The sequence below is a fragment of the Agrococcus sp. TSP3-2-1 genome (assembly GCF_049897585.1).
Lineage (GTDB): Bacteria > Actinomycetota > Actinomycetes > Actinomycetales > Microbacteriaceae > Agrococcus.
This window is the reverse complement of the sequence record NZ_JAFCWN010000001.1, coordinates 252,833-263,928: the sequence shown is the minus strand read 5'-3', so window position 1 is coordinate 263,928 and position 11,096 is coordinate 252,833. Positions and strand designations below refer to the sequence as shown.

Below are 11,096 nucleotides of genomic sequence, written 5' to 3'. Positions count from 1 at the left end.
CGGAGGGGGCGGGGACCGAGGTCCTCGCCCCCTCTCGCGTGTCCGGTAGGATCGCAGGGTTGGCCGCTCGCGGCCTCCTGGAGGATTCGCCTAGTGGCCTATGGCGCACGCTTGGAAAGCGTGTTGGGTGCAAGCCCTCAGGGGTTCGAATCCCCTATCCTCCGCCGATCGATGCCCGCCGGGGCCGCCGTCGTGCATCCTCCTTCGCGCAGCCCGGCCCTGTAGATTGAGGGCTCGGCCAGTACGACTCGTCACGTTGGAGCAGCATGCGCCAGAGCAGTCCTCGCCCGCGATCGCGCGGCGTGAGCGCAGCACGATGAGCGGCCGCATCCTCGTCGTCGATGACGACCGCGACATCCGCGACCTCGTCGCGATCAAGCTGGAGTCCGCAGGGCACGACGTCGTCACGAGGGCGGACGGGGCGCAAGCGCTCGAGGCCGGCATGGAGGGCGGCTGGGACGTCATCGTGCTCGACGTCATGATGCCTGGCATGTCGGGCATCGACGTGCTCCGCGCGCTGCGTGACCGCGGCGTCGAGACCCCCGTGATCCTGCTGACCGCGCGCGGGCAGGAGAAGGACATCGAGGCCGGCTTCGCCGCCGGTGCCGACCACTACGTCACGAAGCCCTTCAGCCCGCGGGCCCTGCTCGCGCGGGTCACCGCCGCGCTGGGATGAACGAGCTGCTGCCGCCGGAGCTGCTGCGGATGCTGCTCCTGGCAGCCGCGCTCGCGACGCTCGCGATGCTCGTCACCCTCCTCGTGCAGCGCACGACTCGCCGCGGCCGCGAGCGGCGGCGCGCCGAGCTGGACGCCGTCCACCGTTGGCTCGTGCTCGAGTCCACGATTGCCGAGGACGACGAGCTTCCACGGCTCCTGGCGCGAGTGCGCGCCCTGAGCGGTGCCGAGCGTGCCCACATCAGTCGGACCGTCTTCATGATGCTGCAGGACGTCACGGGCGAGGCCGCCGATCGCTTGCGGCAGGTCGCAGCCGCCTCGGGTCTCGCGCCGATCGCGATGGCGGCTGCGCGCCGCCGGAGCGCGGTGTCCCGTGCCGATGGTGCAGAAGCCCTCGGGCGGCTCGCGCCGGAGGGTGCGCTCGAGCTGCTGCTCGGGCTCTCGGAGGATCGCGACCCGGAGGTGCGCACGGTCGCCGTGCGCGCGCTCGGCGGGTTCGAGGAGCCCGCCGCGGTCGCGCGCGTCGTGCAAGCCCTCGCGTCGGGCAGCGGTGTGCCGTCGACCGTCGCCGCGACGGCCCTGCTGCAGCAGGGGCAGGCCGCGAGCGACCACGTGCGGCTCGCGCTGCGCGACCCGGATGCCGGCATCCGCCGTGGAGCAGCTCGCGTCGCCGGCCTGCTGCAGGTGCCGGGGGCGGGCGACGAGCTCGTCGCGCTGCTCCAGGACGACCACGAGTCGGTGCGGCTCGCCGCGATGCGCTCGCTCGAGCGCCTGCCGGTGCGCGAGGCGATCGAGCCGCTCGTCGCGATCGCGATCGCGGGTGGCACGACCGGTGAGGCGGCGGCGCGCACGATCGCCGCGATGCCGCTCGCCTGGAGCGCGCCGACCCTCGAGGCCCTCGACGACGCAGAGCCCGGCGTGCGCCGCGCGGCGGGCCTCCGGCGACGGGAGGCGACGGCATGAGCTGGCTCCACGACGCGCTCGAGGCGATCTTCGCGGTGCTCGCCTGGCCGTCGGCGGTCTACTTCGTCATCGCGAACACCTCGATGCTCGTGCTCATCCTCGTCGCCTCGCGCCACTTCGCGCGCTACCTGCGTCGCAGCGAGCATCGCGGAGAGGACGCGATGGCCGGCTCGCCCGTGAGCCTCGGCGTCACCGTCATCGTCCCGGCCTACAACGAGGGCGCCGTCATCCTCACGAGCGTGCGCTCGATGCTCGACCTGCGCTACCCGGATCACGAGGTGATCGTCGTCAACGACGGCAGCGCCGACGAGACGATGCAGCTGCTCAAGCAGGAGTTCGGCCTCGTGGAGGACGACCGCGACCTGCCGGGGCGGATCCCGGTGCGCGGTCGACTGCGCGGCGTCTGGCGCGCGCCGGAGGGCGCGGTGCCGCTCGTCGTCGTCGACAAGGAGAACTCGGGCCGCTCAGACTCCGTGAACGCCGGTCTCGACCTCGCGAGCAAGGAGCTCGTGGTCATGGTCGACGCCGACTCGATCCTCGAGCCGGATGCGCTCCTGTCGGTGTCGAAGCCGTTCGCCGACGACCCGGACCGCGTCGTCGCCACGGGCGGCGTCGTCCGCATCGTCAACAACTCGCGCGTGCTGGGCGGTCGCATCGTCGAGCTCCGGATGCCGAAGCAGCTCATCACGCGCATCCAGGTGGTCGAGTACTTGCGCGCGTTCCTGCTGGGCCGCACGGCGTGGTCGGACCTGGGCGCGCTCATCCTCATCTCCGGCGCCTTCGGCATGTTCCGCCGCGACGTGCTCGTCGAGCTCGGCGGCCTCGACCCCGACTCGATCGGCGAGGACTTCGAGCTCGTCATGCGCATCCAGCGCTGGATCCGCGACGGCCGTCGCGACGCGCGGGTGCGCTTCGTCGCCGAGCCGGTGAGCTGGACCGAGGCGCCCTCGACGCTCAAGGTGCTCGCGCGCCAGCGCCGCCGCTGGCACCGCGGGCTGTGGGAGGTGCTGTGGAAGTTCCGCGGCATGCTGCTCAACCCGCGCTACGGCCGGGTGGGCATGCTCGCGCTCCCCTACTACTGGCTCTTCGAGCTGCTCGCTCCGCTCATCGAGCTCGTGGGCATCGTCATCGTCGTGCTCGGCCTGCTCGTGGGCGCGGTCGACCCGGGTGCCGCGCTCCTCCTGCTGCTCGTCTCCTACGGCTACGGGACGATCGTCACCCTCGCTGCGGTCGTCGTCGAGGAAGCGAGCTTCCACCGCTACGAGCGCTGGCGGGATCTCGCGGCCGTCCTCTGGGCGGTGCTCGCCGAGAGCCTCGGCTACCGTCAGCTGACCGCGATCTGGCGCATCCAGGGCTGGTGGGCGGCGCTCACCGGGCGCAAGCAAGTCTGGGGCGAGATGACGCGCACCGGCTTCGCCGGTGCGACGCCGAGCAGCTCAAGCGCGCCGGGGCAAGCGGAACGAAGCGACTGAGCCGACGCCCAGCTCGCTCGAGAAGTCGATCGAGCCGCCGTGGCCGTGCACGATCATGCGGCAGATCCACAGCCCGAGGCCTGCGCCCGGCAGCTGCGACGCCCGCGCCGAGCTCGAGCGGTAGAAGCGCTCGAAGACGCGAGCGACCTCATCGGGCCGCACGCCGGGTCCGTCGTCGTGGACCGAGACCACCGCCTCCTGCCCATCGATCTCGACCCGCACCTCGACGTCGCCGTCGTCGTGCGTGTACTTGATGCCGTTGGAGATCAGGTTCTCGATGACCTGGCTCAGCCGCCGGGGGTCGCCCTCGACCATCGCGACGGGCCCGTCGACGAGCCGCAGCGAGACGCGCTTGCGCCGCCCGCGGGGCTCGAGCAGGGCGACGGCGTCGGTGGCGAGCGCGCGGAGGTCGACCTCGGTCGCCTGCAGCTTCACCTCGCCGCGGCTCATCTCGCCGACCACGAGCAGGTCTTCGACGAGCGCGCGCAATCGGTTCGAGTTGCGCTGCGCGGTCTCGAGCCACGCGCGGAGGTCGTCGGGCAGGTCCTCGTCGAGCGCGATCTCCAGGTAGCCGGCGATCGACGTGAGCGGCGTGCGCAGCTCGTGCGAGACGAGCGCGACGAAGTCGTCGCGGTCCTCGAGCATGCGCATGTAGTTCGTGACGTCGTCGATCGAGGCGATCGAGCCGCGGAACTCGCCGTCGAGCATGATCGGCCGGGACGACATCCGCACGGCGACGGGATCGCTGCCGGGCCGGTCGATCCAGCAGTCGACGTTGTCGAACGCCTCGCCGCGCGCGGCGCGCACGAGCGGGGTGCGCGAGTGACGGATGCGTCGTCGCGTGTCGATCTCGAGGAACCGGGCGCCGTCGAGCATCGTCGTGAGGGATCCTCCCGCGATCGCGGGATGGTCGCGCATCGTCGGATTGACGCGCTCGATGCGCCCCTCGGTGTCGAGCAGCATGAGCCCGATGCGCGCGGTCTCGAACACCGCGTCGATGAGCGTCGCGTCGGCCGCGGCCTTCCGGGCGATCTCGGTGCGCTCGCGCTCTCGCTCGAGCAGCGTGCGCTGCTGCCGCTCGAGGAGGCGAGAGTAGTAGTGCGCAGACCACGCCGCGGCCATGAGCGAGGCCGGGATGAGCACGGTGCCGACCGCGTTCGCCGTGAGCAGCGTGCCCGTCGTGCCGGCCAGGTGCACCCCGAGGATCGCCGCGATCACCGCGCTCACGGCTGCGACGATCGCGATGCCCCGCCTGCCCGCGACGATGCCGATCCAGAAGGCGGGCAGCACGGCGAGGAGCGCGAGCGTGGGCGGCGCACTGGCGTCGACGAGCAGCACCGCGATCGCGACGAGGTCGAGCATCGGCACGACGGATCTCGCCCGTCCGCTCCCGGCGGGCAGCCGCGTCGCGATCAGCGCGATGATGGTCGCGATGGCGAGGATGCCGACGGCCGTCCACTCCCACGGATTCGACCACACCCCTGGATCGGCGATCCCCATGACGAGGAGGACCGTCGCGGCGAGCAGGGCGTAGGGCACCTGCAGCTTGCGGGTCTGCGGCGAGAGCGCGCCGTCGGAGCGCTCTCCCGGCTCCAGCGCGCTCACCGGCGCCGGTTGCCGAGGACGCCGCGCACGATCTCGCGGAGGATGGTCTGGCCGGTGCGCGAGCCGATGAAGTCGGTGACCGGACTGCCGCTGCGGTCGCTCGAGCGCCCCCGCGAGCGACCGCGCTGCGATGCCGCCTCGCGCTCGAGTCGCGCGGCCTCCGCCTCTGCCTCGGCGAGCTCGCGCGCACGCTGCTCGGCCTCCTCGGCGCCGCGCAGCCGCGCCTGGAGGATCTCGCGCGCCGACTCGCGGTCGACGGTGGTGCCGTAGCGCCCGAGGAGGCTCGACGACTCGACCGCCCGCCGCAGCGCGGCTTCCGGACTCGGGTCCATCGATCCCTGCGGGGCGCGCATCCGCGTCCAGGCGACGGGCGTCGGCGCGCCGCGCTCGCCCATGACGGTCACGACGGCCTCGCCGATGCCGAGGCTCGTGAGCACCGCTTCGAGGTCGTAGCCGCTCGTCGGGTAGGTGCGCACCGCGGCGCGCAGTGCCTTCGCGTCGTCCGGCGTGTGCGCGCGCAGCTGGTGCTGGATGCGCGAGCCGAGCTGGGCGAGCACGTCGGCGGGCAAGTCCTTCGGCGACTGGGTCACGAAGACGATGCCCACGCCCTTCGAGCGGATGAGCCGGACGGTCTGGACGATGGCCGCGAGGAAGTCCTTCGACGCATCCCGGAACAGCAGGTGCGCCTCGTCGAAGAAGAACACGAGCTTCGGCTTGTCGAGGTCGCCGACCTCGGGGAGCTCCTCGAAGAGGTCGGCGAGCAGCCACATGAGGAAGGTCGAGAACAGCGCGGGCTGGCTCGCGACGTCGGGCAGCTCGAGGAGGCTGATCACTCCGCTGCCGTCGGCGCTCGTGCGCAGCAGGTCCTGCGGGTCGAACTCCGGCTCGCCGAAGAAGACATCGGCGCCCTGCTCGCTGAAGGCGGTGAGCTCGCGCAGGATGACGCCCGCCGTCTGGGTCGAGACGCCGCCGAGCCTCCGCAGCTCCGGCTTGCCGTCGCCGGTGAGCCACAGCAGCAGCTCGCGCAGGTCCTCGAGGTCGAGCAGCGGCAGCTGCTGCTCGTCGGCGTACGCGAACACGATCGCGAGGCTCGACTCCTGGGTCGCGTTGAGGCCGAGCACCTTGGCGAGCAGCGTCGGTCCGAACGAGAGCACGGTCGCGCGGATCGGCACACCGATCCCCCGCCCGCCGAGCGAGAAGCACTCGACCGGGAACGCACGCGGCTCCCACGACTGGCCGATGCCGGCGGTGCGCGCGAGCAGGGTGCTGTCGAGCTGGCCGGGCGTCGCGACGCCCGAGAGGTCGCCCTTGATGTCGGCGGCGAAGACGGGCACGCCCGCCGAGGAGAGCTGCTCGGCGAGCAGCTGCAGCGTCTTGGTCTTGCCGGTGCCGGTGGCTCCGGCGATGAGTCCGTGCCGATTGAGCATCGCGAGCGGGATGCGCACCCGGGCTTCCGGATCCGGGTCGCCGTTGACGAGCGTGCCGAGCTCGAGCGCGGGGCCGTCGAACGCGTAGCCCGCGCGCACGGCGTCGACCGCGCCCTCATCGAGCGGCGCCGCGGTCGACGCGACGGTCTCCGGACTCGCCGCCGCCGCTGCGCGCTGCCGCTCCGCCTCGAACGCGGCGATGCGCGCCTCCGCCTCGGCTTGCGCCTTCCGCGCCGCCTCGAGTGCCGCCTGCGCCTGCGCCAGCTCGTCGCTCATGGAGCCATCCTTGCACGCAGGCCTCTGCGCTCCCCGCCCTCGGCCGCGAGACGATTCACTCGATCGGCGGCACCTCGTGCGGTCGCACGACGAGCCACAGGGACAGCGTTGCGAGCACGCCGCACGCGAGCATGATCACGCCCATCGGCACGGCGCTCTCGACGCGGAAGAGGCCGACGATCGGGCTGACGAGTCCGGCGATCGACATGTTGAGCGCCCCGAGCAGCGACGCGGCGGTGCCTGCCTCCCGGCTGTGGTTCGCGAGCGCGAGCGTCTGCACGCACGGCATCGAGAGCCCGAACGCGAAGGCGAACAGCGCGAGCGGCGGCACGAGGCCCGGCACTCCCGCCCCTGCGACGTCGAGCACGACGATGAGCGTCGCGCCCACGATGAGCAGAGCGGTCGACACCGCGAGCACCCACTGCGCGCCCCAGCGGTTCGCGGCCACACCCGCCGACTGCGTGCCGCACAGCACGGCGACCGAGCAGATCGCGAAGACGAGCCCGAACTGGCCGGGCGTGAAGCCGTAGACCTCCTGCAGCAGCAACGACGAGGTCGAGAGGTACGCGAACATGCCGCCGAAGATGCTCGCGCCGATGACGGCGACGCCGACGAACACGCGGTCGGTCAGCACCGCGCGGTACTGCTGCCGCAGCGGCACCCGGGTACCCGGCTGCCGCTGGTGCGCGGGCAGCGTCTCGCGCAGCACGAGCAGCTGCAGGCCGATCACGGCCACCGCGTAGGCGGCGAGCACCCAGAACAGTCCTCGCCACTCCATGACCCCCATGAGCCACGAGCCGATGACGGGGGCCGCGATCGGGGCGATGCCGATGACGAGCGCGAGCCGCGACAGCGCCGTCGTGAGCCGCCGTCCGCCGAAGAGGTCGCGCACCATCGCGATCGCGACCGCCGTGCCGGCGGCGGCGCCGAACCCCTGCACAACACGCAGCGCGAGGAGCGTCGCGATGTCGGGCGCGATCGCGACACCGACGCTCGCGACCGCGTGCACGCTCGTCGCGACGAGCAGCGGCCCCCGCCGGCCGACGCGGTCGGAGAGCGGACCGACGACGAGCTGGCCGAGCGCGAAGCCCAGGGTCGTTGCCGACAGGGTCAGCTGCACCATCGCATCCGTCGTCGCGAAGGTGTCCTTCACGGCCGGGAACGCCGGGAGGTAGAGGTCGATCGTGAAGGGTCCGAGCCCGGCGAGCAGGCCGAGCACGAGCAGCACCCGGAAGCGCCGGCCCCGCGACATCGACTCGCCGGGCGCCCCCGTCACGCGGCGGGCAGCGCCAGCGGCACCTCGTCGCGCGGCGCGATGCGCTCCTCGCCCGTGGCGGCGTCGTGCTCGAAGACGACTCGTCCGTCGATCAGGACGGTGCGGGGGCGGGCCATCGGGTCCATCCAATCGCCACCCCACACCACGAGGTCGGCGCGCTTGCCGACCTCGATCGAGCCGACCTCGTGCGCGACGCCGAGCGCCTTCGCGGGGTTGATCGTGATCGCGCGCAGGGCGGTCTCGCGGTCGAGCCCCTCACGCACGGCGAGGGATGCCTGGTGCACGAGGAAGGAGATGGGGATCACCGGGTGGTCGGTGATGATCGAGAGCTCGACGCCGGCCTTCGCGAGCTTGCCGGGGTTCGCGATCGATCGCTTCCGCAGCTCCATCTTCGACTTCGTCGTGAAGAGCGGGCCGATGAGCACGGGCACGCCGCGCTCGGCGAGCAGGTCGGCGACGACGTGCGCCTCGGTGCCGTGGTCGATGATGAGGTCGTAGCCGAACTCGGCCTGCAGGCGCAGGGCCGTGACGATGTCGTCGGCGCGGTGGGCGTGCTGGCGCCACGGGATCTCGCGGCGGAGCACCTTGCCGAGCGCCTCCATCGTGAGGTCGACCTCGGCGGTCGCGCCGGCGTCGACGTCGTTGTGCTTGCGCTGGTAGTTCTGGGCGGCGACGAAGGCGTCGCGGATGATCTTCGCGGTGCCGAGCCTCGTCGAGGGCGTCTGCTTCTTGTCGCCGTACACGCGCTTGGGGTTCTCCCCCAGTGCGCTCTTGAGGCCGGCCGGCTCGCGCAGCACCATGTGGTCGACGATGCGGCCGTGCGTGTGGAGCGTCGTGGCCTGGCCGCCGATGGGGTTGCCGGAGCCCGGGTTGACGTTCACGGTCGTCACGCCGCCCGCGAGCGCGAGGTCGAAGCCCTCGTCGAAGGGGTCGATCGCGTCGATCGTGCGCACGCCCGCGGTGTTCGGGTTCGTCATCTCGTTCGTGTCGCTCCCCGTCGGCCCGTCGCCCTCGGGGTGCACGCCGAGGTGCACGTGCGCGTCGACGAGACCGGGCGTCACCTGCGCGCCGGCCGCGTCGATGACGGTCGCTCCCTCGGGCACCGAGACGTCGGCACCGAGCTCGGCGATCCGACCGTCGCGCACGAGCACCGTGCCCTCGAACTCCTGGCCCTCGACGGGCACGACCTGGGCGTTGACGATGGCGAGCAGCATGCGGTTCCTCTTCAGATCGGGATCGTCCCCCAGCCTACGCCTGATTAGCCGAACGAACGACCTGTGCTCATGGCCACCCTCGGAGCATTGCTCCCGGTCGCCTCGGCGCGCCCGGCACGAGCCATGCCGTCGCGACTGCGCGAGCCCGCCGCGAGTCCTGACGCGGCGCGGCTCAGTCGTCGGCGAGCTCCTCGAGCCGCGTCAAGCAGTCCTGCCATCCCTGCTGGAAGTCCTCGACCTCGTCGATCGGCGCGGTCTGCCGCACGACGATCCGCACGCCGCCCTCGACCTCGGCGAAGTCGACCGTCACGAGCTCCTCGCGCGCGCCCTGGTCGTCGCCCGAGAGCCAGATCCACGACTGCGCGATGCGCTCGCCCTCGTCGAGCTGCAGGTAGCGCCCCTGCACGCCGAAGCCGCCGTCGCCCGTCTGGATCCGGTACGAGCCGCCCTCCCGGCCGTCGATCTCGTAGCGGGTGTCGTCGAACATCGGCCACCACCAGCGCTCGAGGCCGGCGGCCGTCGTCCACAGCGGCCACAGCGCATCCGTCGTCATCTCGACGAAGCCGATGACCTCCGCGTGCTCGACGTCGTCGGGGATCCGCAGCTGCTCGCTCATGCCGCCACGCTAGCCGTGCTCGCGCTGGGCCCGCACTATCGTGGTGCCGACCGGCGACCGTGCGCCGCAGACGAGAGCGATCGCCGTGACCCTCCCGACCGCCGAAGGCCTCAGCCGCTCCGAGCGCCTCGACCGGCTGCCCTTCACTCGCGCCCACGGCCGACTGCTCGGCACGAGCGGCATCGGCTGGGCGCTCGACGCGATGGACGTCGGCCTGATCTCGTTCGTCATCGCGGCGCTCGCCCAGCAGTGGAGCCTCACGGCGACCGAGTCGAGCTGGATCGCGTCGATCGGCTTCGTCGGCATGGCGATCGGCGCGACGGTCGGCGGCCTGCTCGCCGACCGGATCGGCCGCCGCAGCGTCTTCGCGCTCACACTGCTCGTCTACGGGCTGGCGACCGGCGCCTCGGCGCTCGTGGGCTCGCTCGCGGCCCTGCTCGTGCTGCGCTTCGTCGTCGGGCTCGGCCTGGGCGCCGAGCTGCCGGTCGCCTCGACGCTCATCAGCGAGTTCGCGCCCAAGCGCATCCGCGGTCGCGTCGTCGTCTGGCTCGAGGCGTTCTGGGCGCTCGGCTGGATCGCCGCCGCGGTCATCGGCACCTTCGTCGTCGGCGCCTCCGACGACGGCTGGCGGTGGGGGCTCGCGATCGGCATGGCGCCGGCGATCTTCTCGATCGTCGTGCGCTTAGGGCTGCCCGAGTCGGTGCGCTTCCTCGAGCAGAAGCGGCGCATCCCGGAGGCCGAGCGCACGGTGCGGCGCTTCGAGCGGGCGGCGGGGGTCGCCGCGCCGCTCGAGGACGGGACGACGGATGCGTCGGCACCGTCTGAACGGACGACTCCGGATGCCCCGGTCGCCGACGCCGATCGCGTATCGATCTGGTCGCCCGCGCTCCGCCGCCGCACGATCGCACTGTGGGCGGTGTGGTTCTGCATCAACTTCTCGTACTACGGCGCGTTCATCTGGATCCCGTCGCTGCTCGTCGAGGCCGGCTTCCCGCTCGTGCGCTCGTTCGGGTTCACGCTCATCATCACGCTCGCGCAGCTGCCCGGCTACGCGACGGCAGCGTTCCTCATCGAGCGCTGGGGACGACGGCCGACGCTCACGGCCTTCCTCGCCGGCTCGGCGCTCGCCGCCGCGTGGTTCGGCACCGCGTCGACGGAGGGCATGATCATCGCCGCCGGCTGCGCCCTCTCGTTCTGCAACCTCGGCGCGTGGGGCGCGCTCTACGCGATCGGGCCGGAGCTCTACCCGACCAACGTGCGCGGCACCGGCACGGGCGCCGCGGCGGGCTTCGGCCGCATCGCCTCGATCATCGCGCCGCTCGCGGTGCCGCCGCTGCTCGGCCTCGGCGGTCCGCTGCTGCTGTTCGCGGTGTTCGCGGCGGCGTTCGCGATCGCCGCGGTCGCCGCGTGGACGCTCCCCGAGCGGCGCGGCGCCGCGCTCGAGTAGCCGCGACCCGCCGCAGCCCCAGCGTGCGCCGTGCACAACGCAAGCCCGCGCGGCGATTCACGCGGTCGAGCGGCCGACGACTCGGCGCGAGCCGCTGCATCACGGCCGCGAGCTTGCGTTGTGCT

The 11,096-nt window shown here is 72.4% G+C and carries 9 protein-coding genes and 1 tRNA gene; 5 read left to right on the top strand and 5 right to left on the bottom strand.

Translation table 11 applies throughout. The annotated features are described in order from the left end of the window. Positions 1-79: 79 nt before the first annotated feature. The 4 genes from ACP7BI_RS01410 to ACP7BI_RS01395 all read left to right on the top strand — a co-directional run bounded on the left by ACP7BI_RS01410 (position 80) and on the right by ACP7BI_RS01395 (position 3,110). Positions 80-164: transfer RNA gene (locus ACP7BI_RS01410), tRNA-Ser, on the top strand. A 152-nt stretch (positions 165-316) separates the two neighbouring features. Then, entirely contained in the window at positions 317-676 is a 360-nt protein-coding gene (locus ACP7BI_RS01405; protein ID WP_021009813.1) for a response regulator transcription factor, read from the top strand. After that, positions 673-1,638, top strand: coding sequence for a HEAT repeat domain-containing protein (locus ACP7BI_RS01400; protein WP_425843172.1), 966 nt, complete (start codon positions 673-675; stop codon positions 1,636-1,638). Before ACP7BI_RS01405 ends, ACP7BI_RS01400 begins: the two co-directional genes overlap by 4 nt. Then, a complete protein-coding gene (locus ACP7BI_RS01395; RefSeq protein WP_425843170.1) occupies positions 1,635-3,110 on the top strand; it encodes a glycosyltransferase family 2 protein in 1,476 nt (491 codons plus the stop codon). The genes ACP7BI_RS01400 and ACP7BI_RS01395 overlap by 4 nt, the downstream gene beginning before the upstream one ends. Here the strand turns inward: ACP7BI_RS01395 and ACP7BI_RS01390 are convergent. The 5 genes from ACP7BI_RS01390 to ACP7BI_RS01370 all read right to left on the bottom strand — a co-directional run bounded on the left by ACP7BI_RS01390 (position 3,075) and on the right by ACP7BI_RS01370 (position 9,524). Beyond that, entirely contained in the window at positions 3,075-4,715 is a 1,641-nt protein-coding gene (locus ACP7BI_RS01390) for a sensor histidine kinase (RefSeq protein ID WP_425843168.1), read from the bottom strand. The two genes, ACP7BI_RS01395 and ACP7BI_RS01390, sit on opposite strands and share 36 nt — an antisense overlap. Beyond that, positions 4,712-6,418: a helicase HerA-like domain-containing protein gene (locus ACP7BI_RS01385; protein WP_425843166.1), complete on the bottom strand. Its 1,707-nt coding sequence runs from the start codon at positions 6,416-6,418 to the stop codon at positions 4,712-4,714. The genes ACP7BI_RS01390 and ACP7BI_RS01385 overlap by 4 nt, the downstream gene beginning before the upstream one ends. 55 nt (positions 6,419-6,473) lie before the next feature. After that, positions 6,474-7,694: a multidrug effflux MFS transporter gene (locus ACP7BI_RS01380; RefSeq protein ID WP_425843164.1), complete on the bottom strand. Its 1,221-nt coding sequence runs from the start codon at positions 7,692-7,694 to the stop codon at positions 6,474-6,476. Continuing rightward, positions 7,691-8,908, bottom strand: coding sequence for an amidohydrolase (locus ACP7BI_RS01375; protein ID WP_425843162.1), 1,218 nt, complete (start codon positions 8,906-8,908; stop codon positions 7,691-7,693). Before ACP7BI_RS01375 ends, ACP7BI_RS01380 begins: the two co-directional genes overlap by 4 nt. A 172-nt stretch (positions 8,909-9,080) precedes the next feature. Next, positions 9,081-9,524, bottom strand: coding sequence for an SRPBCC family protein (locus ACP7BI_RS01370; protein ID WP_425843160.1), 444 nt, complete (start codon positions 9,522-9,524; stop codon positions 9,081-9,083). 85 nt (positions 9,525-9,609) lie between these two features. On the opposite strand from ACP7BI_RS01370, the gene ACP7BI_RS01365 reads away from it, so the two are divergent. Continuing rightward, a complete protein-coding gene (locus ACP7BI_RS01365; protein WP_425843158.1) occupies positions 9,610-10,971 on the top strand; it encodes an MFS transporter in 1,362 nt (453 codons plus the stop codon). Positions 10,972-11,096 lie beyond the last annotated feature (125 nt).